Source organism: Streptomyces sp. NWU339 (assembly GCF_003143855.1).
Taxonomy (GTDB): Bacteria; Actinomycetota; Actinomycetes; order Streptomycetales; family Streptomycetaceae; genus Streptomyces.
On the sequence record NZ_QFRK01000039.1, the window covers coordinates 1 to 25444 of the forward strand.

Genomic DNA, 25444 nt, shown 5'->3' on the forward strand with positions numbered 1-25444 from the left:
GGCGCTGCCTGCGGTGCAGGAAGCGCCGGGTCTCGCGGGCGAGGTCGTCGACGGAGGTGGCGCGGGCSGCGTGGACGTGGTGTTTCAGATCGGCGTTCAGCAGCTCGTCGGGGTTGAGCTCGGGGCTGTATCCGGGCATCAGGTGCAGCTCGATCCGCTCGGCGTTCTCCTCCAGCCAGGCCCGGACGGCTTTGCTGCGGTGGACCGGGTGCCGGTCGACGATCACATGGACCTTGCGCCCGGCGTGTGTGGCGAGGCGATCGAGGAACGCGCACATCACCTTGGCGGTGAACCTGCCGGGGAAGACCGTGAACCACAGCGCGCCGCGCGAGGCGACGGCGGACATGATGTTCACGCGGAAGCGGCGGCCGTTGACCCGCACGAGCGGGGTGTGCCCGGCCGGGGCCCACGAGCGTCCCGGCGGCGCGGTGTCCGAGCGCAGGCCGCACTGATCGGCCCAGACCAGCTCGGCCTTCTCCCACCGGGCCCGCGCTTTGATCGCCGGATACTCCTCCTGCAGCCACGCCCGCACCTTCTCCGGCTGCTGCCGGTAGGACCGGCGGGCCGGGCGCTGCGGCGTGAAGCCGTGCCGGCGCAGCCACTTGCCCACCCCCTGCTCGGTCATCGACACCCCGCACACCAGCTTGATCAGCGCCTTCACCGAGGCGCGGGTCCACAGCACGCCGCCGTGCCCGACCTCGGCAGGGGTGTAGTCCCGCATCGCCTGCAGCACCGCCCCGCGAGCTGATGAATCCAGCAACTCGCCCATTCCTGGACGCGGTTGCCGCACCACAGCGAGCAGGGCCTGACGGCCGCCGGCCCGGAAAGCCCTCCACCACGTGCCCACCGACCGCTCGGACACCCCGAACAACTCCGCGGCCTGGCCATACGTCTTGACCTGCCCGGACTCCAGCGCCGCGACCACCCGCAGCCGCAGGTCCGCCTGTGCGGCAGGCGCCAGCCGCCGCATGTCCCCACTCTCGATCACACCCGATCAACGAGCAGGAAACCCATCAGTTTCGGCTCAATATCTGCAGCCGCCAGCTCCGCGTATTCCTTGGGGGCCGGTTCTCCACCAGCTTGATGAACACGCTCATACCTTGACGATAGATCCCTCGCGGTCTTCTCGCGTGACATGCCAGATCTCACCGCCAACGGCCGCACCACCAGTTGGGCGGTATCGGCTCATTCCAGGCTGGCAAGGTGGTCGGCGGCGCCCCCGCGCCACTCGATCAGGAAGAGGGTCGCGTCGTCGCTGGTGAGCCCGCCCCGCTCCCGGATCAGGGTGTGGGAGAGGGAGCGCACCACCGCCCGAACCCCTTCCTCGGCGTGCTCGATGCGGTTGACCCAGGCGATGAGTTGCTCCTCGCCGAACTGCTCGCCGCGGACATCGTGCTCCTCGATCAGGCCGTCGGTGAAGCACAGCACCCGGTCGCCGACCTGGAGCGTCTGCTCGCTGAGCTGGGGCTCGTCGCCGCCGAAGCCGACCGGCAAGGTGGTGGGGCTGTGCAGTTGCCGGACGACCTGGTGGTTGCGAATCAACAGCGGCGCGGGGTGGCCGGCGTTGACCCATTGCAGGTGGCCTGTCGCAACGTTCAGGCGCATCATCTGTGCGGTGACGAAGTGCTCGGGCCCGAACTGCTCGGCGATGGCCCGGTCCATGAACGCGTAGATCCCGGACAGCCCGACGTCGGTGCGTCGGGCGTGCCGGTAGGCGCCGATGGCGACGGTCGCCATGGTGGCGGCGTCCAGGCCGTGGCCCATCGCGTCGACCATGGCGACGTGCAGGATGTCGTCGTTGAGGGCGTAGTCGAAGCTGTCGCCGGCGACCTTGTAGGCGGGTTCGAGGATGCCGGCCACCGCGACCTGCGGGGTGGACATCGACAGCGGGGGCAGCAGGGACCACTGGATCTCCGCGGCCACGCTCATCGGCTCGCGCCGTCGGGTCTGGAAGAACTGGTCGGTGTAGCTGTTCTTGGTGACCAGCAGGTGGGCGGCCAGGCCGGCCAGTCGGTGCAGCAGCCGCCGGTCGTCGTCGTCGACGGTGTCCAGGGTGAGCGCCAGCACCCCCACCTGGTTGCTGCCGTCCAGTAACGGCAGGTACATCCGCACGCCGTCTGCCTGCGGCACCTCGACGAGGGTCCCGCTCCGGAAGGCCGTGCCGGCGGGGGAGCCATCAATCGGCGCGCGCTCGCCGACGGTCAGCCGCCTACCCGGCAGCGGCAACAGCATCAGCTGTTCGTAGTCCTGCAGGAGGACCGAGACGGCACGGCCCCCGACCCGGCCCACCACTTCCACGATCAGCGGGGCGATCAGATGCGGTGGCATCTCGTGGGCCCGGTCCAGCAGCACCCCCAGCAGCCGCTCACCGAATCCTTCCGACCGGTCCACCGCGCCCTTTTCGGGCTGCGACTCTCCTGCCGTCACAGCCGCACCCGCCCTTGACGGATCCGCTCGAAGACCCCATCACGTGATCGGTACACACGGGCTCCTGATACGACCGTCAATCCGCACAGTCTGACGCGGCCAACCGGCCCAACGAGCCGATTACGCCAACGGCGGCATGTCACACCAGGTCGGGAGACGTGGCTCTCAATTCCGGTGTCCAAACAGCGGCTCCCGATCTCGCTGCCCGAGTGGCTCCGAAACACCGGATCAGGCACACATTCCGTGAGCGATCTTGAGTCCGGCTTCACCCGACCCCAGTGACGCGTGGTCCTCGCAGCTCACGTAACGCGCGCCTCCTGCCGGCGAGAGCCAGCAAGATCTTTCACGGAATGTGTGCCAGAGCCCGAAACACCCTGTCGAAAACACACCTGTCCGGCTGACAGCACCGCCCGCACGGGCGACGGCAGCTACCGGACGCGGTGTGCGCGATCCCTCGGGCAGGGCTGCCAGGTCAGGCCAGGTTGATGTTCTCGGCCTGCGGGCCCTTCTGGCCCTGGGTGACGTCGAACGTCACCATCTGGCCCTCCTGGAGCTCACGGAAGCCTGAGGAGTTGATCGCGGAGTAGTGGGCGAACACGTCCGGGCCGCCCCCGTCCTGGGCGATGAAGCCGAAGCCCTTCTCCGCGTTGAACCACTTCACAGTTCCCGTAGCCATGTCTCATGCCTTCCAGCCGATGAACGCCTCCCGCACCATGCGGAAGGCGGAGGTGATCGCCCTGGTTCCTGCGGCACAGCACAGCAAAGCGCCCACGCCTACGGCGTGGGCAATAGGGAAATTCCGAACCACGACAGCTGACCCAAACGCTACACGCCAACAACCGGCTGTCACCAGAGGAAAACGAGGGCACGACACGTGGGATAGCAGGTGCGCGCAGGCCCGCCGAGGGCCAGGGACTTTGCAAGGTTGCGGGTTGGGTGAGGTTGCCCGGTGATGGGCTGCCATGTCGCCTTATGGAGCCCGGATGCAGGTGCAGGCACGGCCTCGTTGATCATGTGAGTGTCGAGTTCACGTAACCACAACCGAAGACCGTGCCTGCTGTCTCATCTTCTCCTATGCCGTCGGGCCTGGAGCAACTGGCCCGTACCCCGTCACCGCAGCCGCTGCCCGACGCGGTGTGCCTCGCCCGCTTCCTCGCGGGGCTGCCGGATCCGCGCGACCGCCGTGGCCGGCGTTTCCCGCTGACGGCGATCGTGACGGCTGCCGCGGCGAGCGTCCTGACCGGTGCGAGATCCCTGACCGCGATCGCCGAGTGGATCGCGGATGCGCCCCGCTGGGTCCTTCTGACCCTCGGCTTCGCGTTCGACCCGTTCAGCAAGGCGGTCACAGTGCCGCATCCCACCACGGTGATGCGGCTGCTCAGCCGCCTCGACGGCGACGCCTTCGACGCCGCGGTGAACACGTTTCTGCAGGCCAGAGCCGCTGATCTGGAAGCAGGGAAAGCGCGGTGGCGGGCGGTCGCCGTGGACGGGAAACAGCTGCGCGGATCAAGAGCGGCCGGCGGGAAAGCGGTATGGCTGCTGGCCGCGATGGACCACGCCGGAACGGTCCTCGCACAGCGACAGATCGACACGAAAAGCAACGAGACACCCGCGTTCATCCCTCTTCTGGACGGCCTGGCCCTGGAGAACGCCGTCGTCACCGCGGACGCGGCCCACACCCAGCACGCGAACGGCCTCTGGCTGCGCGAGCAAGGCGCCCACTACATCGCTGTCGTGAAGGGCAACCATCCCGGCCTGCTCAAGCAGTTGAGGAAACTGCCGTGGTCCGACATCGCCCTGGACCACAAGGACCGCACCAGGGGCCGGGGCCGGCTCGAGGTCCGTCACCTGAAGACAGCCGCGTTCCGGCACCTTGACTATCCCGGCGCCCGTCAGGCCCTGCGCGTCATGCGCTGGCGCAAGGACCTGACCAGCAACAAGATCACGATCGAGCGGCTGTACTTCGTCACCAGCCTCCCACCCGGCGCGGTGTCCGGAGCCCGGATCGCGGCCTGGATCCGCGGCCACTGGAAGATCGAGAACCAGCTCCACCATGTCCGTGACACCACGTTCGCCGAGGACGCCTCCACCATCCGCGCCGGCCGGCTGCCCCGCGTGATGGCCAGCCTTCGCAACCTCGCCATCAGCGTCTGCCGGCAGGACGGCGAGACCAACATTGCCGCCGCCACCCGCCACCATGCCCGCCACCCAGGCCGCCCTCTGGCCACACTCGGATGGACATGATCAACCAGGACTCACGTGCTCAACCGGACAGAACCGCAACACGCAAAGTCCCTGCGCCGAGGGCTGGCAAGCGCGCCCCAGCTCAGGCCGCAGCTGCCCGGTTTACTGGTTCGGCGGCACGGCGGTGTTCGGCGTTGATGCGCTGGGCTTCCCCGAGCTGGTCTTCGAGGATGACGATGCGGCAGGCGGCTTCGATGGGGGTGCCCTGGTCGACGAGTTCCTGGGCGCGGGCGGCGATGCGCGGCTGGTAGCGGGAGTAGCGGCGGTGTCCGCCCGCCGAGCGGAGCGGGGTGATCAGGCGGTGCTCGCCGATCGCGCGCAGGAAGCTCTGGGTGGTGCCGAGGAGTTCGGCGGCCCTGCCCATCGTGTAGGCGGGGAAGTCGTCGTCATCAAGACGGCCGAACGAATCGTCCGCTGTCATCGCACCTCTCTGTGGAACACGTGGAGGGGCCCTGGTGCCTATCGCATCAGGGCCCCGAACGTCGCCGTCCACGACGGCCAGGTGCTTTACGCCGACGAATACCACCTGCCAACGCGCTGACCCGCGGCGGATAGCGCAACATGCAGGCCGAGTGCGGCTGGGGGCGCCGCTGCGTGCTCGCTACTCGGTGTGGCGGACCGCCTTCTTCACCTCAAGCTCCACGCCGGCCCGCATCGCGCCCTGCTCTTTCGCGTGCACGGTGACTGCGCCCTGCACGTCTTGGGCGAGGTCGCGCCATGTCTGCCATGCGGTCTCGTAAGCGGGCGGGTCGCCTTTGGTGCGTAGGGCTTGTACTGTCGCGTGCGCCTGATCGGCGGCGCGTTGCTTCTCCACGAGTTCTTCGAAGGTGTGTGCCACGTAGGGACCCTAAACCGTGCACGACTGGGCCCCTCCCCGCGACGTGCGCAGCAGGGAGCTCGCTCGTCTATTCCTCGGTCGGGCCGTGGTCGCTCGCGAGCTCTCCGCACCGACCCCGCCACCCAGCTCCTGCGTGCCCTGCTTGTCTTGACGAACCTCGAAGTCAACCGCTGACGGAGGTGGGGCCGCACCGTCTGAACGTTCCAAGACATGACGGTCGCGTCGTCTTCCAGGTGGCCGTGGCCGGCGTCGACGATCGCCCCGATGAGGGTGCGAGCGGCCTCTCGGGGGTGTAGCGCTCGGGTGCGGACGATCAGGTCGGACAGGTCCAGGCTGTTGGCGTTGCGTTCCAGCATGCCGTCCGTCAGCATCACGAGCCGGTCGCCGGGTTGTAGGTCCAGCGACTGCACGCGGTAGGGGTGCGGGGGCTGGAAGCCGAACGGTAGATCGACCTTGGGGACGATCTGCTGCACTTTCCCGTCCCGCATCCGCAGCGGCCAGGGGTGTCCGGCGTTGATGAAGTGCGCCTCGCCGTCGAGCAGGCTGATTCGCAGCAGTTGACCGGTGACGTAGCCTCCGTGGCCGTGCTCGCGCATGGCCTGGTCCGCCTGGCAGGCTTGTTCCTCCAGGCTGGCGCCCGCGCGCCGTGCCCGGCGCAGGGCGCCCACCACCAGTGTGGCCAGCAGGGCGGCGGCAACGTCGTGGCCCATAGCATCGGTGACGGACAGCTGGACGGCGTCCCGGTCGATCACGTAATCGAAGGTGTCACCCCCGACTTGCTCGGCCGGCTCGAGCGCCCCGGCCACCGCGAACTGCGCTGCCTCGCACGCCAGCGACACCGGGAGCAGCCGGTGCTGGATCTCCGCGGCCAGGCTCAGCGGGACAGTGCGCCGGCCCCACTGGTAGACGTCGGTGAAGGAGCGGTTCGCGATGACGATGTAGGCCAGCGCGTGTGCCGTCTCACCGATCTCCCGCATCGTCTCCGCATCCGGCACCGCCGGCAAAAACAGCTCCAGGACACCGATGGCGTCCCCGCGATTGGTCACCGGAGCGACGATCCGCACCGGCACCCCGCCGCCTTTGTCCTCGACCCTGGGGCGCTGGCTACGGATCACATCGTCGTACAGGGTGCCCCGCAGCGGGATACGCCGGGCAGGCTCACCGGTCTCGACACTGCCCGCGGCACCCAGCCGTACGACCGAGCTGCCGTTGAAGTCGGTAATCAGAAACGACACCGACGCCGCCCCCAGGCGCTCCTTGAGCATGCGCGCGACCACATCGAGCGACTCCACGGGCGCCGCGGCCTCCGCCGTCTCCAACGTCCCCGCCAGCGTCAACGCCCCGCCCGCACGACTCCCGCCTGGCCCCCATGCGGTCACGGCGCCTCCTCACTCCTCGACTCGATGCCGCTCAGGACTCGCGTCCCGGACACACGGGTGCCGGCGCCCAGTCCAGCACCGAACGAGTCATAAGGCACCACGTGTCCCAGCCCGCGCCCGGGTACCCAGCCGCCCGGCCGTCACCGCTCTCAGACCGTGTGCGGTCAGGTCCAGCCCCCGTGCGCCCTGCGCTGCCGTATGTGCCTCATGTGGCTGCCAGGAGGATGGCGTTGTAGTGCGCGGTGATGGCCGCGACGCTCAGCTGCTGCAACGGCGGCTCGCGCCTGCCCGTCGGTCAGACTGCCGCGGGGGCCCCGAGCATCGCGGAAGCCTCCTGGAACGCGCTGAGCGTGCGCGTGGGTGCGGCGGCTTGGGAGAGGTCGCGGCAGGTGAAGCCGAGCTGGGTCATGGCCCGCAGGACCTCGCCGGCGCTGAAGTCGCGGCGGTCCTGGCGGGTGACGACCTGCCCGACCTGCTTGACGGGGTAGGTGCGACGGCCGACGATCACGGACGCCCCGGAGACTTCCTCAGGCTTGACGCCCTTCATCGATTCCAGGACGCCGCTCTTGGTGAGGTCGAAGGGGAAGCGGGCGATGACACAGCGCATGATGCCTCACAGGGAGAAGAACGAGGGGACGGTTCTGCCGCGGTCGAGCGGTTCAGCGGGCCAGGGCGAGAACGCCCAGGGCGTTGCCGACGAGGATGTCCCGCAGTTGGACCCGGTCCGTGTACGCGGAGCTGTCGCGGACCGCGGTGAGCTGAGCCTGGGTGAGGATTCCGGTGCACACGCCGTCGTTGTCGCAGACGAGCAGGTGCCCGGTGCGGGCGCTTGCCATGACGGACAGGGCGACCTCGACGGTCGTGTCGTCGCGGACCTGCGGTCCGGCGGTGTCCATGGCGTCGGCCACTGTCCTGGGTACGGGGGCGGCGCCCGTCGGGCGGGGCTGCATCTGAACCATCGTCAAAAGGTGCCTCCTGCAGAGGTGGGCCAGTTTCCTGAACACGAAGGTGTTACGCCGCCGCGTTGAACGAGGACTGCCGGGTCATGCGCCGGGCGGCCGAAGCGGGGCTGCGTCGGCCGCGTGAGGACGTACTGCGCTGACGCCGCTCGGCGACCGGCGCGGTGATCGTCACGGGGATGCCGGAGGGGGTTTGGGCGCCGGTGATCTGGCTGAGTGCCTCTTCGCCGGAGCGGACCGGGGTGGTCTGCGGGGTGATGCCGGCAGCCGTCATGAGGCGGCTCATGGCGCGGCGCTGGTTGGGGGTGACCAGGGTGACGACGCTGCCGGACTCGCCTGCGCGGGCGGTGCGGCCGCCGCGGTGCAGGTAGTCCTTGTGGTCGGTCGGCGGGTCGACGTTGACGACCAGGTCGAGGTTGTCGACGTGGATGCCGCGGGCGGCGACGTTCGTGGCCACGAGCACGGTGACGTGCCCGGTCTTGAACTGGGTCAGGGTTCGGGTGCGCTGCGGCTGTGACTTGCCGCCGTGCAGGGCGGCGGCCCGGACCCCGCTGTTCAGCAGGTCCTTGGTCAGCCGGTCGACGGCGTGCTTGGTGTCCAGGAACATGATCACCCGGCCCTCGCGCGCCGCGATCTCAGTCGTGGCGGCGTGCTTGTCGGCGCCGTGGACGTGCAGCACGTGATGCTCCATCGTGGTGACCGCACCTGCGGACGGGTCGACGGAGTGGACGGCCGGGTCGGTGAGGTAGCTGCGGACCAGGCGGTCGACGTTGCGGTCGAGGGTGGCGGAGAACAGCATCCGCTGGCCCTCGGGGCGGACCTGGTCCAAAAGCGCGGTGACCTGGGGCATGAAGCCCATGTCGGCCATCTGGTCCGCCTCGTCCAGGACGGTGATCGCGACCTGGTTCAGCCGGCACTCCCCGCGGTCGATGAGGTCCTTGAGCCGGCCCGGCGTGGCGACGACGACCTCTGCGCCACTACGCAGCGCATTGGCCTGCCTGCCGATCGACATTCCGCCGACGACGGTGGCCATGCGCAGCTTCACCGAGCGGGCGTAGGGGGTGAGTGCGTCGGTCACCTGCTGGGCCAGCTCACGCGTCGGCACGAGGATCAGGGCCAGCGGCTGGCGGGGCTCGGCGCGCTGTCCGGCGGTGCGGGCCAGCAGGGCCAGGCCGAAGGCGAGGGTCTTGCCAGAGCCGGTGCGCCCGCGGCCCAGGGCGTCGCGGCCCGCGAGGGTGTTGGGCAGGGTCGCGCCCTGGATCGGGAACGGGACACTCACTCCTTGTGCGGTCAGCGCGGCCAGCAGCGGCCCCGGCAGGTCGAGGTCGGCGAACGCCTCGACCACGGGCAGCGCGGGAGTGATCGTCTCCGGCAGGGCGAACTCGCCCTGGACCGCTGCGGGCCGCCGGCCGTGGCCGCCCGAGCGGCTCGGGTTCCCTGAACGGCTCGGGGCGGGCGAGCCGAAGCGGCCGTCCCGCCTCGAACCGGCGCTGGAGCCGAAAGCGGGGCCGTCGCTGCGGTTGCGGCGGGATGAGCGGTCGTTCGTACGTGTGGAGTTCATTGTGAACCTTCCTTGATACGGCACGTATCAAGGAATTCCCGCAGCGGAAGCAGCGCGGGGAATCTCAAGAACGGGCCGAATGGAATGCGAAAAAGAATCTGGAGTACAGTAGATCTGGCGCGGGTTGCATCGACGAAATTTCTGACGCCATATGGACGTGAAATCCCGGACGCCTATCGGTTGCGCCTTGGACGAGACGCGCGTCCCTGGACGAGGGATGCGGGCCCCAGCTACGAAGTGCGCGTCAGCGTCAGGCGAGGACGATGTTCTCGGCCGTCGGGCCTTTCTGGCCGGCCGCGATGTCGAAGGTGACCTTCTGGCCTTCGAGCAGCTCGCGGAAGCCCTGGGCGGCGATGTTCGAGAAGTGGGCGAACACGTCGGCGCCGCCACCGTCCTGCTCGATGAAGCCGAAACCCTTGGCTGCGTTGAACCACTTCACTGTGCCTGACGCCATGTCATATCTCCTCTTGGGCAGTACGCCGGGACCCGCGATGCACGGATACCGGGTCGCTGCGATGATGCCCCGTCCGGAAAATGACCGGCCATACGAAAACGCCGCCGGCGGCTGAAAATACTGGCGAAGGCGCTTGAAGTTTTGGGAACCACAACTGCAACTGAGATCGACAGTAGCATGAGGTGGCGGCCTGAGTGCGGTAAATGAATCCGCCCTGTTGATTGCGGCAAAAACACTTTCCGCGTGACGTGTCAAACCCTCACCTCGCGGCCATAGATATTGCCCCACCCGAAGCGCAGCGTTTCAGGAAGGGCGGTCGCCGTTAAGCGCTCAAAAGAGCGCGATTATTCCGGTGGAGGTTTCCTGCCCGGCGTGGACCCCGGTGGCCCGTACGCCGGTCTCGCCACGGATCAGGGCCGCTGGTGGGGCGAGCAGGCGGACAGCCTGACAGGCGGGCAGATGATGTGGCGGTCAGTAGGTGGCCAGGGAAATGGCGATGTAGTGCGCGGTGAAGGCCGCGACGGTCAGCGCGTGGAACACCTCGTGGAAGCCGAACCAGCGGGGCGAGGGGTCGGGGCGCTGCAGGGCGTAGACGACCGCGCCCGCGCTGTAGAGGAGACCGCCGGCCACGATCAGGGTGAGCACGGCCGCTCCGCCGGTGTGCAGGAAGTCGGGCAGGTAGCGCACCGGTGCCCAGCCCAGGGCCAGGTAGCACGGGGTGTACAGCCAGCGCGGGGCTCCGACCCACAGGACCCGGAACGCGATGCCGGCCAACGCGCCCGCCCACACGATCCACAGCAGCATAAACCGCTGTTCCGGCGGGAGGAGGAGCACGGCCAGGGGGGTACAGGTGCCGGCGATGATCAGGAAGATGTTGGCGTGGTCGAGGCGTCGCAGAAGAGCCTCGCCCAGCGGTCCCCAGGTGCCGCGGTGGTAGATGGCGCTTGTTGCGAACAGCAGCCAGGCGGTGACCGAGTACACGGCGCAGGCCAGGACCGCCTGCGGGGTGCGAGCCAGGCAGATGAGTACGACGCCCGCGATCAGTGCGGCGGGGACCATTCCGGCATGGAGCCAGCCACGCAACCTCGGCTTGATCGATTCGGCCAGGTCGGCCGCCTGCTCCACCAGAGCGGCAACCGAGCGGGCGCTTCCTCCTGCACCGTCACCTTGTGGTCCGCGGGGCAACCCGACTTCGCGGCATTCTCCACACTCTGAGGCGACGTGGACACATTCGACCTCAGCGGCGTCACGGGACATGGCTTCCCGTCCTCCCCCGGGCTCCTGGGCGTCACTGGCAATCATGCGCTCATGCTAGGAGACCTCACAGGACAGCCTTTCGAGAGACTGGTCCGAAAACCAAGCGCACGTCAGCCAGGCGTGGGCTCTCTCGCCGCCGTGTGGACTCCGTCCCCTTGGCCTCGCCGCCAATTGGGCCGCCCGAAGCCGAGTAGAACGGCCGGTTGCGGGAACGATCAGGGCCTCCGAACGGGCATCTCCGCTCGCCTACCCGCAAGGATCGCCGATGCTTCCTCAGGTCCGCCCCCACGTGTCCGCCCCCCTCACAGACCAGTTGGAACACCAATTGGACCTGGCTCCAGACCTCAAAGCCAGCCATCTCGATGTGGAGCGCGTCGCCGGCATCGCAGTTGTCGCAGCCGCCCACTCCGGTGGCTACGCGGCCATCGGCCATCTCCTTGGACTGCTGGCCGCGCTCCCTGCCCCCACCGAGGCAGGCGAACGCTTCTGGTCCAACCTGTGGAGGTCCTCGGGCACCGCCTACCTGCTACCCGCCAACATCAAGGCCGAGGTGCTGCAATCCCTGGCAGGCGAAGGAACCGCGCTGGCCCGCCAGATCCTCTCGGCTGTCGATGAGATGACCCGGCCCCAACGCGTCGCGGCCGGGGAGGTGATCGGTCAAGCGCTCGCCGAGTCCGACCATCTTCCCGACCTCAAGACGCAGGTCATCGGAGAACTATGGCTCCAAGATCTCGAACTCACCGCCTGGCGCGTCCTGCACGCCGACCGCAGGTCGGACGACCCTGCTGGACGGAAAGCCTTCCTCGAAGCCTGGACGAGCGTCTGAACGTCTGCTCCTCCAACTGCACGACAGCCGCACAGGGCATGCGGCGCCCCAGCCGCCACGCGGCGCGCAGCCCCGGCCTCGTATCCATACTCATCGGGCCTGGTGCTCCTGTCGCTTCCGAGTAACACCCTGGTCGCCGACGACCAGGACCGTAGTGTCGTGGCCCCCGGCTCAACGGCTATGCGTACGGTGAGGCGAACGAGCCCGGGACAACGCTTGAAGCGACCGAGTTCAGGAACTCTCGACCGAGGTCGCGCCGTCCCCAGATGCACCCCGATCCTGTGCATGACAGGCTCTTTCGCCGCCCGCGAGAGGGGGATCCCACTGTCTGTTTTCGGCAGGATGAATGGGAGCCACTCCGGCACTGAGCGTTTTCCATCCTCAGTCTGAGCTGGCCAGATGCAGGCAGAGGACGGCTTGGACGAGGCCGGTGATGCGGGTGGTCGAGCAACGGATCTTGCGGAGGAGTCGCCAGGACTTGAGGGTGGCGACGGCCTGCTCGACGAGGGCTCGGATCTTCGCGTGGGACCGGTTGACGGCCTTCTGACCTCGGGAAAGCGTCTCCCACCGACCCCAGTACGGGACGCGGACCGTATTCCCGGCGCCTCGGTATCCCTTGTCGGCCCAGCAGGTGACGCCGGCCTCCGCAAGAGCGGCGATGACGCCGTGCTCACGGGCGGCCCGGACGTCGTGGACGGCTCCGGGCAGGGCAGGTGAGGCCCACAGCAGCCGGCCGGAGGGGTCGGCCAGRATCTGCACGTTCATCCCGTGCTTCTYGTGCTTGCCGGAGTAGAAGGGACGGTCCGCGGCGATGCGGTCGATCGGCAACAGGGTGCCGTCCAGCAGCACGAACGCCTTTGTCGATGCCGTCCGGGCCGCCTCGGCGAGAGTCGGGGCGAGGGCGGCCAGGAGCTCGACGGCCTCGGTGATGTACCGGTAGGCGGTGGYGGTCCCGACGCCGAAGCCGACTGCGAGCTGGGCGTACGGGTGGCCGTTGCGTAGGTGGGCGAGGGCGAGGAGGGCCTGCCGGCCCGGGCTCAGGCGCCGCCATCGGGTGCCGAGCTCCTGACGGTGTTGGCGGAGCTTGGCGGACAGGAAGCGCAGGGCAGAGCCGGACACGTCGACGCCGGAAGGGTRGACAAGCACACGAAGCCTCTGGAGATGGTTCTTCTTGGTCGAAAACCCATCTACCAGGGGCTTCACCCGTCTGTCAGCTCAACTGCCCAGCTTGCGCGACAGGTGGGAAAACGCTCAGTGGTGCATCACGAAGTGGGTGGGGTGCAAAGTGGCTCTTCGCAGACCAGGGTGTAGCTGCGATCTGGCGCCCCGCCGGACCCGAGTCCGACTCCGGCGGGGCGCCCGATGACCGTGATGTCGGCGCTACGAGGCGGCGACGGCCGAGCGCACGGCGTCAGCCGGGGTGGTGGTCGGTCGTCCGATGAGCGTGCGAAGGTCATCTCCCTCGACCAGGAGGTCACCGCGGGCGAGTCCCTGATCCGAATCCGCGAGGATCTCGGCGAAGGCCTCCGGGATGCCGAACGAMGTCAGCAGGGCCACGTACTCCGCGGCGGGGAGGTCCTTGTAGACGACGGTGGTGCCRGTGACGGCCGTGATCTCCGCGGCGAAGTCGGTCAGCGTGAACGCGACGTCGCCGCCGAGYTCGTAGACCTTGCCCGCCTGGTCCTCGCCGAGCAGGACGGCCACGGCGGCCTCCGCGAAGTCACGGCGGGTGGCAGCGTTGACCMGGCCGCTACCGCCGCTGCCCACGAGCACACCCTGCGCGAGGGTTCCCTGGATCTGGTCGGTCCAGTTCTCGAAGTAGTAGCCGTTGCGCAGCAGCGTGTAGGGAACTCCGGCGTCCGCGAGGATCGCCTCGGTCGCCTTGTGGTCCCTCCCCAGCACCGTCGCGTTGATGTCTGCGTTCGCGTTGCTCGTGTACGCGAGGAGTTCGACGCCCTCCGCCTTCGCGGCCTCGATCACGGTGCGGTGCTGCCCCGGCCGGTCCTTGCCCACCTCGGAGCTGGCGATCAGGAGGACCTTGCTGGCACCGGCGAGGGCCGCGGCCACGGACGCCGGGTCGTCGTAGTCCATCGCCGTGACCCGGACACCCTGGGCGGCGAAGTCCTCGAGCTTCTCGATGGAGCGGCCTGCGGCAACGATCTCCTTCGCCGGGACGTTGCGCTCCAGCAGCACCTGGAGAACGTGGCGGCCGAGCTTGCCGGTCGCGCCGGTGATGACGATGCTCATGGTGTTTCCTCTCGAGGTTTGTACGTGTTCACCRGTCACAACCTCCGCGACCACGACCTGCTTCCCCAGAGTTAGTACGCACTTTGAAGTAAGGTGCATGTATGACAGTTAGCACCTCCTCCSCGAGCCTCCCCGCGACCTCCACTGACAACGTCTTCCTGGCGGGCTGTCCCAGTCGGACAGTGGTGGAACACGTCACCAGCAAGTGGGGCTTTCTCCTGCTGATCGCCCTGTCCGAGGGCGAACAGCGCTGGAGCACCCTCCGCCGGCGTGCCGACGGCATCAGCGAGAAGATGCTGGCCCAGACCCTGAAGACCCTCGAACGAGACGGTCTCGTCCACCGACACGCCCAAGCCACCATCCCCGCGCGCGTGGACTACAGCCTGACCGACCGCGGCCACGAGCTGAGCGCGCTACTCGTTCCCCTCGCCACCTGGGCCATCCAGAACGCAGACGACATCCTCAGCGGGCAGGACTCCACACSGRCCTGACCCGRCCCCGCAGATCCTCGCGAGTAGCGGGGGCCTCGTGGCGCCCCCATTGACGACGGCCGGTGCAGGGGCTTGCCAGGCCGCTTACGACCCTTGGCGGTGGGTCAGCCACCCTTTCGCGGGGAGCGTGTCCAGCGCCCGCTCTCAGCGGGGCACAGTGAGCGGTTTCCCACCTGTCGCACAAGCTGGGCAGTTGAGCTGACAGACGGGTGAAGCCCCTGGTAGATGGGTTTTCGACCAAGAAGAACCATCTCCACCAGAGGCTTCGTGTGCTTGTCTACCCTTACGGCGTCGACGTGTCCGGCTCTGCCCTGCGCTTAGAGGTCCTAACAGAGTGCTCGGACGCGCCGGTACAGGATGAGGCAGACCGCCAACTGCAGGAAGCCGTCGTGGATGTCGTCCCGGCGCTCCCAACGGATCCTCAGATGCCGGAAACCGTGCAGCCACGACAGGCCGCGTTCGACCACCCACCGGTGGACGCCCAGGCCCGAGCCGTGGGACTGCCCCCGGCGGGCGATGACCGGGGTGATGCGCAGGGTGCGGACCATGCTGCGGTAGCGGTCGTGGTCGTAGCCGCGGTCGGCGTACAGCCGCCGCGGCCGGAACCGGGGACGCCCGCGGCGGCCGCGGACCGCGGGAATCGCCTTGAGCAGCGGCATGAGCTGGGTGACGTCGTTGCGATTGCCGCCGGTGAGCGAGACCGCGAGCGGAGTGCCGCGCGCATCGGTGATCAAGTGGTGCTTCGAGCCCGGCCGGGCGCGGTCGACCGGGCTCGGGCCGGTTTTGGGCCGCCCCGCAGGGCACGCACGTGGGTGGGGGTGCCCCCGGCGAAGCCAGGGGGAGCGTCGATGGCGGCGCGGGAGAAGTCCAGCTGGTTCGCGCCGCGCAGCTTGGCCGGCAGGATGGCCTGCAACTGCTGCCAGACGCCGGCCTGGTTCCAGTCCCGCAGCCGGCGCCAGCAGGTCATGCCCGAGCCGAAGCCCAGTTCCTGTGGCAGCCACTCCCACTGGATGTCGGTGGCCGGCACGAACAGGATGCCCTGCAGGGCCTTGCGGTCGTCCAGTCGCTTGCGGCCCGGATGGTCGGGCCGGCGCTCGACCACTGGCAGCAGCGGCTCGATCAGGGCCCACAGGTCGTCGTCGATTTCCCAGGGCTTGGGGCGGGACATCGCGCACCTCCTGGTCAGAGCGGATCCGCACCGACATCTCCAGATTAGCGCAAACGTTCTATTTTGTTAGGTCCTCTTAGCGTCGTGCCGTGACCACTGCTGACAACACTGCTTACCGGTACCGCACCGCCGTCCCCGAGGACGCCGAGGCCATCGGGGCCCTGGACGGCTCCTTCACCACCGGCACGGTCTTCCAGGTGACCGTCGCCGACGACGGGTTCGCCCTGCGGGAGATCGCGGTGGACCCGCCCCTGACCAAGGTGTTCCCCGAGGACGAGCACGACGGGGGCGACGCGGACTCCCGTACCTTCGTCGCCCACGGGGCCGCCGGCGACCTGGCCGGGTTCGTCGCCGTCTCGTACTCCGGGTGGAACCGCCGGCTGACCGTCGAGGACATCGAAATCGCCGCAGAGCACCGGGGGCGGGGGGTCGGCCGTGTGCTGATGGGGCTCGCGGTGGAGTTCGCCCGTGAGCGGGGCGCCGGGCACCTCTGGCTGGAGGTCACCAACATCAACGCGCCCGCGATCCATGCGTACCGGAGGATGGGCTTCGTCTTCTGCGGGCTGGACACCGCCCTCTACGACGGCACCCCCTCCGAGGGCGAGCAGGCGCTCTACATGAGCATGACCTGCCCCTGAGCGGACAGCAGGCGGCACACGGACGGAGCGCCCCCATCGCCCGGCGCGACCGTGACGGCCAGCAGCCAGGCCGGGTCTCCGTCCGCAGCCCTCTCGTACCACTCCACGCGCGCGTCGAGCAGCCAGCCGGGTGGCGTACCACCTCTGGAAGTGTTCGGAGCGCCACCCCACGAGCGGGACGGCCCGCTCGCCGCCGGTGCGGCGGGAACCGCGGCCCACCGCGCGCACGGCCGCTCCCGCCGCCCCCGGAAGGGCGCGCTCCACCGGCACCCCGAACATCCCGGCGAAGGGTAGGAGGTACGCCACGCGCTCGGCCTCCGGCGGCGCACCGAGCACCGCCCGGCCCGAGTTGTATCACACCCCCACTTGATGTTGGAGACCAGACCGGGAAGCCGGTTCATCGTCCGGGGAATCCAGAACAGAACGAAGTCCGAGCGGGGCATCGCCTCCTCCTCCCAGATGACTTGGTCCGCGTACGGCGGGTAGGACCCGCCCGCGGCGGGCTCCGGCAGGAAGACCGCCAGTCGCGTAACGGGCGCCGGGGATTACCGCGGCCACCTCACGACTCAGGTGGGCGGGAGTCAGCACGTCGTCGGCGAAGCCCACCACCCGCAGGGGCGTGGTGATCCGTGCGTACGCGGCCAGCCGGTCGGGGGCGGGCGGGCGCGGGCGGTGCGCGGCGGCGGAGATACCGCTGAGCACGGCGATCTCGAACAGGTCCAGCCATTCCGCGGCCGTGTCCTCGTCCGCCAGGGCCCTGGGGGAGAGGTTCTGCACCATCCGTACGAACGCCTCGTACGCCAGCGGCAGTCGCTGCCCGTCTCGGTGTACGAGGCCTCGGCGCGGGCCAGCGCGTCGCCGACCGGATCGGGCCGTCCCCGCGTCGCGGCTGGCACCGCGCCGCTCGCCAGGTGCGGATCGGTGGGGAGTAGTTCCTGTACCGCCAGGGGCCCGGTGGCCGTTACGACCGCCGCATCCACATCGGCAACTGGTGCAACCAGTCGGGAGCCGGACTCGGCGAGTGGCCCCAGGCGTCCCCGGAGCCCGGGATCGATGCCTACGTGTGGATGAAGCCCCCGGGCGAGTCCGACGGGTTGGACAAAGCCCTACCGAATGACGAGGGCAAGGGCTTCGACCGGATGTGCGCCCCCACGTACCCCGGCAACCTGCGGAACAACGTGTCGGAAGCGCTGCCCGCCACCCCGATCTCCGGACACTGGTTCTCCGCCCGGTTCCAGGAGCTGATGAAGAACGCCCACCCGCCGCTGCCGTAGAACCCGGGTGGGCCGACGCGGCCCCGTGCGGGACGGCGACGAGGAGTTCCGAGCCCTCGTCGCCGCCCCGTACGAGTGCGGTCAGCCCTTGACGGCGGAACTGGCGACCCCTTGGACGAACCAGCGCTGGAAGAAGGCGAAGACGACAAGGACCGGCAGGACGAGCAGGACGCCGAAGGCGAGGATCTGGCCCCAGTCCGGGGGCTGCTGCCCCTGGAAGACGCTCATCTCCAGGGGGAGGGGACGCACCGACGGGTCGGACACCATCAGCACCGGCCACAGGAAGGAACCCCACTGGATGAGGAAGGTGAGGATCGCGACCGAGGCGAACACCGGCCTGGACATCGGCACGATGATCGCGAAGAACGTGCGCCAGGGCCCCGCGCCGTCCAGCCGGGCCGCCTCCTCGATGCTCGGCGGGATCTTCCGGAAGAACGTGTGGAACTGGTAGACGGCGAAGGCGTTGGCGACGAACGGCAGCGCCTGAATGTACAGGGTGTTGCGCTGGCCGTTGAACATGTAGAACAGCGGCACCGCCACCGACTCGAACGGGATCAGCATCAGCAGCAGGACTAGGGTGAACACCGCTTTCTGCCCGCGCCACTTCAGCCGGGTGAGCCCGTACGCGGCCATCGAGTTGACGATCAGTCCGCCCGTCACCACCACGAACGACAGCAGCACGGACACGCCCATGAACTGCCAGAAGTAGCCGGTGCTGTCGGAGCTGAGGCTGTCGAGGACGGCGGCGTAGTTGTCGAAGGAAAGGTGGGTGGGCAGGAAGCCGGACAGGCCGTTCAGGACCTCGTCGGACGGCTTGAGGCTGCCGAGGAAGAGGTAGAGCGCGGGCAGGGCGAAGACGAACGCCAGGACGCTCAGGACGGTGTAGTCGAGGACGCGGCGTGCGGGCGTACGGGTCATGGCCATGGGGCAGTCAGTCCTCGTGGTCGGGCCGGACGAGGCGGCGCTGGACGATCGTCAGGGCGATGACGATCAGGAAGAACACCACCGTGACGGCCGAGGCCTGGCCGATGTCGTTCTGGTCGAAGGCCGTGGTGACGGCCTGGTACATCACGGTCCGGGTGGCGTTCTCGTTCAGGCCGCCGCCGCGGATGAGGATGTACACCTGGTCGAAGACCCGGAAGGACAGCACCGAGGTCAGCATCGCGACGAAGACGAGGGTGCCGCGGATGCCGGGCAGGGTGACGTGCCGGAACTGCTGCCAGCGCGAGGCCCGGTCGAGCTGGGAGGCCTCGTAGAGCTCGCCCGGGATCTGCTGGAGGCCGGCCAGCAGGATGACCATCTGGAAGCCGACGCCCTGCCACACCGACAGCACGATGATCGAGCCCATCGCGGTGAGGCCGTCGCCGAGCCAGTCGAAGGCGCCCCAGTTGCCGAACGTCACCGCGTCGAGCAAGGAGTTGAGCATGCCCTGCTCGCTGCGGGCGAGGATCAGCCGCCAGATCACGGCGACCAGCGCCATCGGGAAGACCACCGGCATGAAGAAGAAGGACCGGAACAGGCCGATGGCCTTCAGCTTGCGGTTGAGCAAGATCGCCAGCGCCAGCGCGAGGCCGGTCTGGAGCGGTACGACGACGGCGGCGAAGGTCAGGTTGTTCAGCAGCGCCCGCAGGAACGGGCCGGACAGGTCGGGGTCGGTGAACAGCCGCCGGTAGTGCTCCACGCCGAAGAAGGCGGGTTCCAGCGGGGAGCCGAGGCGGACGTTGTAGAAGGAGAGCACCACGGCGTAGCCGAACGGGATGCCGACGAAGGCGATCAGCCCGCCGACGGCCGGGGCGGACATCAGCAGCCCGTGCAGCCGGTCACGGTTGCCGCGCGAGGGTTTCGCGGGGGGCGCGGACGATGCGGCCTGGGCCCGGCCTGGGGGCGCGGCATGCGCGGGTTCCACGGTTTTCACGGGAGGGTCCTCTTTCCGGCGGGGCGGGCGCGGTCAGTACGTCACCGACGGCCCGCCCCGGCCGATGCGTCCTGCGGGTTACGGGATCTCGTAGCCGGCGTTGTCGGTGAAGTCCCGGTCTATGGCTCGGGCGGCCTTGCGCAGGGCCTCCTCGGGGTCGGCACCGCCGTAGATCGAGTTCAGGGCGGTGTTGAACTTGGCGGTGACCGTGGGGTATCCGGCGGTCACCGGCCGGGTGACGGCGACGCAGGAGGCGTTGATGTCGCTGTCGCCGCAGGGCCGGGCGAGCTGGTCGGCGAGGAGCTGGAGCGGGCCGCCCTCCTGGTACAGCTCGCTCTTGGCGAGCGCGGTCCTGGTGGCGGGCACCGCGCCGTTGGCCTTCGTCATCGCGCCGACGTTGGTGTCGTTCAGCAGGTAGTCCAGGAAGGTGCCGGCGGCCTTGCCGTTCTTGCTGTCGGCGCCGATGCCCCAGGCCCACGAGCCCTGCCCGGTCTTGGGACCGTTGCCGAAGTCGGGCAGCGGCAGGACGACGAGGTCGTCGCCGAGGGCCTCGCTGTAGGCGGGGTACATCCAGTGGCCGACCCAGCTCAGCGCCACCTTGCCCTTGGCGAAGGCGTTGCCGTCGGTGTTGGGGTCGACGTACGTCTTCCAGGACTGGAACGTCTTCATCGCGGCGACGGCCTTCGGGCTGTCGAGGGCACCCTCCGCCTTGCCGTTCTTCAACAGGGCTCCGCCGGACGACCAGAGGATCGGGGAGAAGCCGAAGGTGCCCCACTCCGTGGCCAGGCCGTACTGCTCCGATATGTCGAGGACCTTGCCGTCGGAGTCCTCGGCCTTCAGCGCCTCGAGCGCCTCGCCGAACTCCTCGGCCGTCCAGGCGTCGTCCACCCGCGTCGGGTACTTCACGCCGGCCGCGTCCAGCAGCTTCTTGTTGGCGTACACGCCGAGCCCGGCGTCGAACATGCCCAGGCCGTAGTGCTTGCCGTCGATCTCACCCTGCGCCTTGACGGCGTCGGTGGCGTTGCCGAGGGTCTTGGCGGAGACATGGTCGTCGACCGGGGCGAGCTTGCCGTTGTAGACGAAGTTCGCCATCGTCGGGCCGTCGAACTCCAGCACGTCCGGCAGTTCGGCGGGGTCGGTGGTGGTGATGGTCTTCGTGTAGTCGTTCTCGGGGATCAGCTTCAGCTCGGCCTTGATGTCGCTCTGCGAAGAGTTGAAGGTCTGCACGGCCTTCTGCAGCGCGGCCGTCTCACCGGCCTGGCCCTGATGGGCCCAGACGCTGATGGTGCCCTTGCCGCTGCCCTCCTCGGCGGAGGTGTCGCCGGCGCCGCCCCCGCCGCCACAGGCGGCCAGCGCGGCCAGCGGCAGCAGGGCGAGAGCGGTCAGGCCCGTACGACGGTGTCTTCTGGGTCCGTTGGTCATGGTGGTGCCTCCGAGCGGTGTGCGGTGGGTGTGGGGGCGGTGGGACCGGGGGGCGGGAACGGCCCTCCGGAAGCGGGTGGTTGACGAGGCGGTTGGGCTACCGCTGCCGGCGGCTGTGCGGCGGAGCGGTGGTCTCGCGGAGGACGAAGCGGAGGGGCATCTCGACGGGGTCTGCCGGCCCGGCGTCCGGGTCGTCCAGCCGCGCCAGCAGCAGCCGGGCCGCCTCCCGGCCCTGGGCCGCGACCGGCTGGGCCACGGTGGTCAGCCCGACCACCTCGGACAGCTCGTGATCGTCGAAGCCGACGACGGACACGTCCTCCGGAACCCTCAGCCGGTGCCGGCGCAGGGCGCGCAGGGCGCCCATCGCCATCTCGTCGGACTGGGCGAACACGGCGGTCGGCGGGTGGCGCAGCGCCAGCAGCTCGGTCATGGCCCGCTCGCCGCCCTCGACCGTGTAACCGCCGTCCGCCTCCAGGGCGGGGTCGGGCTCGATCCCGGCGTCGGCCAGCACGTCCAGGTAGCCCTGCCGGCGGTCGAGGGGCGTGGTCCAGTGCAGCGGCTCGCTGGCCCCGGAGATCATGCCGACCCGGCGGTGGCCGAGGTTCACCAGGTGCCGTACGGCGCTCTCCGCCCCGCCCCAGTCGTCGATACCGACCACCGTGAAGCCGGGCCGGGCGCCGCCGACCGTGGTCGCCAGCGGCACGTCCAGGGAGCGCAGGGCGGAGGCCTCCTCCGGGTCCGGGATCAGCAGGGACAGCACGGCGTCGACCCGCTTGCGGATCGGCAGCTTGGTGAAGAAGCGCTTGCGTACCTCCGGTGAGCCGAGGTTGTACAGCAGGACGTCGTAGCCGGCGGCGCTGAAGACCTTCTCGGCCGCGTCCAGCACGGTGCCGAAGAACCAGCGGCCGACGTACGGGACGACGACGCCGATGGTGTGGGTGTGCCCGCTGGCCAGGCTGGACGCCGAGCGCGAGGCGGTGTAGCCCAGTTCGGCGGCGGCCGCGACGATCCGGGCTCGCATCTCCTCCGACACTCCGGGACGGCCGCGCAGGGCGCGGGACACGGTGGACGCCGAGACACCGGTGGCCTCGGCGACATCGGTGATGCTGACCGTCACGGGACGCTCCTTGAACGGGTGCACACCGCGTGGCCGGGGTCCGGCAGCACGTCGGCGTGAGGGGGAGTGACGAGACCGTAAACCCGTCCACCCGGTTGCGCAAGCGTTTGCGTTCAGTTTTACTTCGGCTGACTCTCAGAGGAACTCCCACCAGCCAGAGAACAGCGCACACGTTTGAGTGCGACTGTCGGCAGACAGGACCTGTCCATGCGATACGCGCCGCCCGGCCTCTGCGTGAACGACTTCGACCTCCTGCGCCACGCGGACGGCACCTACACCGTGCTGCACCTGCAGGGCCCGTGGACAGCCGAGTTCGACCACCTGCGCATGGAGACCTCCTACGGCCGGGCCACCTCCGCCGACCTGGTCCACTGGGAGCCGCAGGGCACCGCCTTCGGCAACGGCCTGCCGGGTCGCTTCGACCAGCAGGCGGTGTGGACCATGCACGCCTTCCCGCACGGCATCGGCATGGCGATGCTCTACACCGCTGTCTCCGGCCTCACCCCGGACGGCTGGCCGCTGCAGTCGGTCGGCCTGGCGTACTCCGAGCGCACCGACGGCACCGGCTGGCGCCGCCATGGCACGGGGCCGGTCGCCGAGGCCGACCCGCGCTGGTACCGCACGGGCGAACGCATGGGCTGGCGCGACCCCTTCGTCGTGCGCGACGACGAGTCCGACGGCTGGGTCATGGTCCTCTGTGCCGCCGACGCCTCGTTGCCCGTCGACGTCAGCGGCTGCGTGGCCTGGGCGACCTCCGACGACCTGGAGCACTGGACCGTCCACCCGCCGCTCGTCGCCCCCGGCGACGTCGACGAGTTGGAGTGCCCCGTCCTCGAACGCCTCGACGACGGCAGCTGGCTGCTGCTCGGCTCCATCGGCGCCACTCGGGGCTTCGAGGCGTGGACCGCGCCCCGCCTCCGCGGCCCGTGGGCCCGTCACGGCCCGCTCGGGCCGACGGGCGCGTACGCCCCGCGTGTCGTCGCAGCCCCCGACGGCTCCCGCGTCGTGCTGCACACCACCCCGCGCCGCGTCGGCCTCACCGACACCGGCGACCCATGCCGCGGCATGCTCGCCCAGCCCAAGTCCCTGGTCGTGTCCGCGGATTCGGGGCCCCGCCTGGAATGGTGGCCGGGCCTGGAGACCTGGCTCGGCGAGGAGACGTACGATGCCCCCCTGCACGCGGTCGGCCACGTCGACGTCGGCGGCCGCATCGAGGTCGTTCTGCGTGCCGAAGCTCCGGGCAATGACCGTGCCGCCCTCGCCGTGGCCTGCGACGGCAAGCACCTCCGGGTCACCGGGTCCGGCGGAAGGGTGCTGGCGCAGACCGTTCTGTCGAGTCTCCCCGGCGCGTTGCGCATCCTCACGGTCGGCGAGTACATCGAGGTCTACGCCGACGACGCCTTCGCGCTGACCGCTCTGTGCTATTCCGGTCGGCCTGTCCCCTGGACGGCGGTCACCGGCAACGGTGCCAGTCCGGTCCCTGTCCGCCCGATCCGCCTGCCCGACCCGTGCCGGGACGACGCCTCGGCCGTGTGGCCCGGTCCGACGGCAACGACCGCGGCCGCCGGCCTACGGTGAAACCGGGGGGCGGAGGGTGCGGGATACCTCGTTGCCTGGGCTGCGGTGAACGCGGCGCTGCTGCCACGTGTGGGTCTCCTGGTCCGGGCGGTGGCTCCCTGCAGCGCCGCACTGGTGACCATGGCGGCCACCGCCTGCGTCACGGGGCCGCGGGCGGCGCGGGGCGGGGTGCTGTTCCTGGGCTCCGACCTGCTGGTCGGGCTCGGCGCGGCCGGGGCGGAGTGCGCCGGCCGTCAGGTCCTGGTGACGGCCACCTACGTGGTCGCTCAGTTCCTCCTCGTCGACGCGTGCGCTCGCGCCCCTGCGGCGCAGGGGACGGCGCGCCCCGCCAGACGGAGTCCTCGAACGTCTGACGGTTCGTTGAGAAAGTCAGCATCGAGTCAGTGTGAGTCCTGAAACACCAGGAGACAGCTGACCGCACGTGCGAATCGTTGTAATCTCCAGAAGGTGCCTTTGACCTGCAAGAAGCAGGCAGAGAGCAGAAAAACCGGGAGCATCTTCATGTTTCGTACAGTATTCAAGTCCAAGATCTAGCGTTTGGGTGTTTCCGCAGGTCAGAGCCCTGATCGCCGCCTCCAGGTCAGCAAACGGTCAGCATCGGGTCGGACGGTGTCCGGCTTGCTGACCTGCACTCGTGGCAGGGGACTGCTGCGCTGCCCGGCGCCCTGCTCCGAAGGCTTGATGTGTGGCTCGACAGCTCGCCCACGGGATGGGGGTGTTCTCCAAGGAGTGGGGGTTGTTCCAGACCAGCAAGGACACCGCCCGCGGTGCCGGTGGCAAGTTCCGAAAGGCCGTCGAGGCCCGCAAGGCCGCCCTCGTGCGTCGCAACGGCCGAGAGCCGTTGCCCCGTCAGCGAATCTCCTGTCCACGGGATCGACGACCCTCGGCCCGGCCCGGCCCGAAACCCGTCCTGTGCCCCCACTGAGAAGCAAACGCCCACGGCCGCGAGTGGGACACCCGTCGAAACAGAGCAGGATGATGTTGCCGGTGCCCCGCACTGCGCCCGGCATGACAAGCTGTGCTGGCCCACCCCCGAACCCAGGAGATCACCATGACCGCAGAGCCCGTATCCACGGAAGGTTCGGAGCCGGCTGCCCCCGAGACGTCCCCTCTGGCGCCGGACAGCGACGGCAACTACGACCTCAAGCGCAAGTTCCGTGAAGCCCTGGCGCGCAAGCGCGGTGCGCAGGCGGCCGCGGCCGATGGTGCCGCCAACCCGAATGCGTCGAAGGTGCGTGCGGCGCACGGCCCGGCTGCGAGCCAGCGGTCGTTCAGGCGTAAGAGCGGCGGCTGAGTCGATCAGTCCCGCGGTCCGGCCGCTTTACCGGCACTCTGCGCGCTGTCCGTTCGCGCGCCCGGTGCCGTGGCCCGCAACGTGCGCATGCCCGTGTGCGCGTTGCGGGCGAGGCGTAGCCGGCGGTCTGGCCTGTGGGAGGGCCCGACCGAGGCCGGCGCGGGTCGGTGGCGCCGCCGCCCCGGCATTCCCGGCCAGGACGTCCGGCCGCCGACGTCGCACGGTGGTCAGGACGTGGCTGACGGCCCGGTGCGACGCCGACGCGTCTGGCCGGCGCCCGGCCGGCGTCATCACCGGAGCCGTCCGGATCACTGACGCAGTCCTGGAAGGCGACCGCCAGTTCCTCCCCCCCGGC

The 25444-nt window shown here is 69.4% G+C and carries 22 protein-coding genes and 4 pseudogenes; 8 read left to right on the forward strand and 18 right to left on the reverse strand.

What is annotated here, in order from left to right:
• The 3 genes from DIZ27_RS32435 to DIZ27_RS32450 form a co-directional block, all read right to left on the reverse strand.
• Nucleotides 1-970 (reverse strand): IS630 family transposase (locus DIZ27_RS32435; RefSeq protein ID WP_109381992.1); only part of this gene is annotated, 970 nt, incomplete at its 3' end.
• 215 nt (nt 971-1185) lie between these two features.
• On the reverse strand, nt 1186-2427 hold the full coding sequence (locus DIZ27_RS32440) for a PP2C family protein-serine/threonine phosphatase (RefSeq protein WP_109381993.1): 1242 nt from the start codon (nt 2425-2427) through the stop codon (nt 1186-1188).
• Between the two features lie 472 nt (nt 2428-2899).
• Nucleotides 2900-3103 carry a cold-shock protein gene (locus DIZ27_RS32450; RefSeq protein ID WP_109381995.1) on the reverse strand — a complete coding sequence of 68 codons (204 nt, stop codon included), beginning with the start codon at nt 3101-3103 and terminating at the stop codon, nt 2900-2902.
• A gap of 398 nt (nt 3104-3501) precedes the next feature.
• On the opposite strand from DIZ27_RS32450, the gene DIZ27_RS32455 reads away from it, so the two are divergent.
• Complete coding sequence (locus DIZ27_RS32455) at nt 3502-4671, forward strand: ISAs1 family transposase (RefSeq protein ID WP_109381996.1); 1170 nt, start codon at nt 3502-3504, stop codon at nt 4669-4671.
• Between the two features lie 82 nt (nt 4672-4753).
• Here DIZ27_RS32455 and DIZ27_RS32460 read toward each other — a convergent pair whose 3' ends face one another.
• From DIZ27_RS32460 to DIZ27_RS32500, 7 genes and pseudogenes are all read right to left on the reverse strand, one after another.
• Complete coding sequence (locus DIZ27_RS32460; RefSeq protein WP_109381997.1) at nt 4754-5092, reverse strand: MerR family transcriptional regulator; 339 nt, start codon at nt 5090-5092, stop codon at nt 4754-4756.
• A gap of 626 nt (nt 5093-5718) precedes the next feature.
• Nucleotides 5719-6846: pseudogene (locus DIZ27_RS32475) on the reverse strand (PP2C family protein-serine/threonine phosphatase); the annotation flags it as partial.
• A 337-nt stretch (nt 6847-7183) separates the two neighbouring features.
• Nucleotides 7184-7495, reverse strand: coding sequence for an SCO5918 family protein (locus DIZ27_RS32480; protein ID WP_109382000.1), 312 nt, complete (start codon nt 7493-7495; stop codon nt 7184-7186).
• Nucleotides 7496-7586: 91 nt separating this feature from the next.
• A pseudogene (locus tag DIZ27_RS32485) lies at nt 7587-7853 on the reverse strand (CBS domain-containing protein); the annotation flags it as partial.
• A 46-nt stretch (nt 7854-7899) separates the two neighbouring features.
• Nucleotides 7900-9408 (reverse strand): DEAD/DEAH box helicase, encoded by a 1509-nt coding sequence (locus DIZ27_RS32490; RefSeq protein ID WP_109382002.1) that lies wholly within the window; start codon nt 9406-9408, stop codon nt 7900-7902.
• Nucleotides 9409-9658: 250 nt separating this feature from the next.
• Complete coding sequence (locus DIZ27_RS32495) at nt 9659-9862, reverse strand: cold-shock protein (RefSeq protein WP_007387007.1); 204 nt, start codon at nt 9860-9862, stop codon at nt 9659-9661.
• A 471-nt stretch (nt 9863-10333) separates the two neighbouring features.
• The gene (locus DIZ27_RS32500; RefSeq protein ID WP_375232029.1) at nt 10334-11119 is read right to left on the reverse strand and encodes a hemolysin III family protein; all 786 of its coding nucleotides are present in this window, start codon (nt 11117-11119) and stop codon (nt 10334-10336) included.
• A 265-nt stretch (nt 11120-11384) separates the two neighbouring features.
• Between DIZ27_RS32500 and DIZ27_RS32505 the strand changes: the two genes are divergently transcribed.
• The gene (locus DIZ27_RS32505; RefSeq protein ID WP_181383791.1) at nt 11385-11945 is read left to right on the forward strand and encodes a hypothetical protein; all 561 of its coding nucleotides are present in this window, start codon (nt 11385-11387) and stop codon (nt 11943-11945) included.
• A 381-nt stretch (nt 11946-12326) separates the two neighbouring features.
• Here DIZ27_RS32505 and DIZ27_RS32510 read toward each other — a convergent pair whose 3' ends face one another.
• Together DIZ27_RS32510 and DIZ27_RS32515 are read right to left on the reverse strand one after the other, a co-directional pair.
• Nucleotides 12327-13091: an IS5 family transposase gene (locus DIZ27_RS32510; RefSeq protein ID WP_109382004.1), complete on the reverse strand. Its 765-nt coding sequence runs from the start codon at nt 13089-13091 to the stop codon at nt 12327-12329.
• 234 nt (nt 13092-13325) lie between these two features.
• On the reverse strand, nt 13326-14192 hold the full coding sequence (locus DIZ27_RS32515) for an NAD(P)H-binding protein (RefSeq protein ID WP_109382005.1): 867 nt from the start codon (nt 14190-14192) through the stop codon (nt 13326-13328).
• Between the two features lie 101 nt (nt 14193-14293).
• On the opposite strand from DIZ27_RS32515, the gene DIZ27_RS32520 reads away from it, so the two are divergent.
• Entirely contained in the window at nt 14294-14683 is a 390-nt protein-coding gene (locus DIZ27_RS32520) for a helix-turn-helix domain-containing protein (RefSeq protein ID WP_109382006.1), read from the forward strand.
• A gap of 326 nt (nt 14684-15009) precedes the next feature.
• On the opposite strand, the gene DIZ27_RS32525 is transcribed toward DIZ27_RS32520, so the two are convergent.
• Nucleotides 15010-15851 (reverse strand): IS5 family transposase gene (locus DIZ27_RS32525; protein ID WP_109381977.1). Its coding sequence is split into 2 segments (ribosomal slippage): nt 15010-15467 and nt 15467-15851, totalling 843 coding nucleotides; the frame shifts between segments, so codons are not numbered across the junction.
• Between the two features lie 89 nt (nt 15852-15940).
• Here DIZ27_RS32525 and DIZ27_RS32530 point away from each other — a divergent pair.
• The gene (locus DIZ27_RS32530) at nt 15941-16489 is read left to right on the forward strand and encodes a GNAT family N-acetyltransferase (RefSeq protein WP_109382007.1); all 549 of its coding nucleotides are present in this window, start codon (nt 15941-15943) and stop codon (nt 16487-16489) included.
• A gap of 354 nt (nt 16490-16843) precedes the next feature.
• Here the strand turns inward: DIZ27_RS32530 and DIZ27_RS46055 are convergent, their stop codons facing one another.
• Nucleotides 16844-17269 (reverse strand): alpha/beta fold hydrolase, encoded by a 426-nt coding sequence (locus DIZ27_RS46055; protein ID WP_181383792.1) that lies wholly within the window; start codon nt 17267-17269, stop codon nt 16844-16846.
• Between the two features lie 173 nt (nt 17270-17442).
• Here DIZ27_RS46055 and DIZ27_RS32540 point away from each other — a divergent pair.
• Nucleotides 17443-17763, forward strand: a pseudogene (locus DIZ27_RS32540) (glycoside hydrolase family 6 protein); the annotation flags it as partial.
• Between the two features lie 81 nt (nt 17764-17844).
• Here DIZ27_RS32540 and DIZ27_RS32545 read toward each other — a convergent pair.
• The 4 genes from DIZ27_RS32545 to DIZ27_RS32560 form a co-directional block, all read right to left on the reverse strand.
• Nucleotides 17845-18687: a carbohydrate ABC transporter permease gene (locus DIZ27_RS32545; protein ID WP_109382008.1), complete on the reverse strand. Its 843-nt coding sequence runs from the start codon at nt 18685-18687 to the stop codon at nt 17845-17847.
• A gap of 7 nt (nt 18688-18694) precedes the next feature.
• A complete protein-coding gene (locus DIZ27_RS32550; RefSeq protein WP_109382009.1) occupies nt 18695-19678 on the reverse strand; it encodes a carbohydrate ABC transporter permease in 984 nt (327 codons plus the stop codon).
• Between the two features lie 78 nt (nt 19679-19756).
• Nucleotides 19757-21100, reverse strand: coding sequence for a sugar ABC transporter substrate-binding protein (locus tag DIZ27_RS32555; RefSeq protein ID WP_109382010.1), 1344 nt, complete (start codon nt 21098-21100; stop codon nt 19757-19759).
• Between the two features lie 97 nt (nt 21101-21197).
• A complete protein-coding gene (locus DIZ27_RS32560) occupies nt 21198-22217 on the reverse strand; it encodes a LacI family DNA-binding transcriptional regulator (RefSeq protein ID WP_109382011.1) in 1020 nt (339 codons plus the stop codon).
• Between the two features lie 207 nt (nt 22218-22424).
• On the opposite strand from DIZ27_RS32560, the gene DIZ27_RS32565 reads away from it, so the two are divergent.
• From DIZ27_RS32565 to DIZ27_RS32580, 3 genes and pseudogenes are all read left to right on the forward strand, one after another.
• Complete coding sequence (locus DIZ27_RS32565) at nt 22425-23795, forward strand: mucin-1 (RefSeq protein ID WP_109382012.1); 1371 nt, start codon at nt 22425-22427, stop codon at nt 23793-23795.
• A 30-nt stretch (nt 23796-23825) separates the two neighbouring features.
• Nucleotides 23826-24191 (forward strand): annotated as a pseudogene (locus tag DIZ27_RS48905) (lysoplasmalogenase family protein); the annotation flags it as partial.
• A gap of 655 nt (nt 24192-24846) precedes the next feature.
• Nucleotides 24847-25089 (forward strand): DUF5302 domain-containing protein, encoded by a 243-nt coding sequence (locus DIZ27_RS32580; RefSeq protein WP_109382042.1) that lies wholly within the window; start codon nt 24847-24849, stop codon nt 25087-25089.
• Nucleotides 25090-25444: the final 355 nt, after the last annotated feature.

Coding starts and splice junctions, on each gene's coding strand:
- DIZ27_RS32450 (WP_109381995.1), bottom strand. CDS start 3,103: ATGGCTACGGGAACTGTGAAGTGGTTCAACGCGGAGAAGGGCTTCGGC.
- DIZ27_RS32455 (WP_109381996.1), top strand. CDS start 3,502: ATGCCGTCGGGCCTGGAGCAACTGGCCCGTACCCCGTCACCGCAGCCG.
- DIZ27_RS32460 (WP_109381997.1), bottom strand. CDS start 5,092: ATGACAGCGGACGATTCGTTCGGCCGTCTTGATGACGACGACTTCCCC.
- DIZ27_RS32480 (WP_109382000.1), bottom strand. CDS start 7,495: ATGCGCTGTGTCATCGCCCGCTTCCCCTTCGACCTCACCAAGAGCGGC.
- DIZ27_RS32490 (WP_109382002.1), bottom strand. CDS start 9,408: ATGAACTCCACACGTACGAACGACCGCTCATCCCGCCGCAACCGCAGC.
- DIZ27_RS32495 (WP_007387007.1), bottom strand. CDS start 9,862: ATGGCGTCAGGCACAGTGAAGTGGTTCAACGCAGCCAAGGGTTTCGGC.
- DIZ27_RS32500 (WP_375232029.1), bottom strand. CDS start 11,119: ATGTCCCGTGACGCCGCTGAGGTCGAATGTGTCCACGTCGCCTCAGAG.
- DIZ27_RS32505 (WP_181383791.1), top strand. CDS start 11,385: ATGCTTCCTCAGGTCCGCCCCCACGTGTCCGCCCCCCTCACAGACCAG.
- DIZ27_RS46055 (WP_181383792.1), bottom strand. CDS start 17,269: ATGGTGCAGAACCTCTCCCCCAGGGCCCTGGCGGACGAGGACACGGCC.
- DIZ27_RS32545 (WP_109382008.1), bottom strand. CDS start 18,687: ATGGCCATGACCCGTACGCCCGCACGCCGCGTCCTCGACTACACCGTC.
- DIZ27_RS32555 (WP_109382010.1), bottom strand. CDS start 21,100: ATGACCAACGGACCCAGAAGACACCGTCGTACGGGCCTGACCGCTCTC.
- DIZ27_RS32565 (WP_109382012.1), top strand. CDS start 22,425: ATGCGATACGCGCCGCCCGGCCTCTGCGTGAACGACTTCGACCTCCTG.
- DIZ27_RS32580 (WP_109382042.1), top strand. CDS start 24,847: ATGACCGCAGAGCCCGTATCCACGGAAGGTTCGGAGCCGGCTGCCCCC.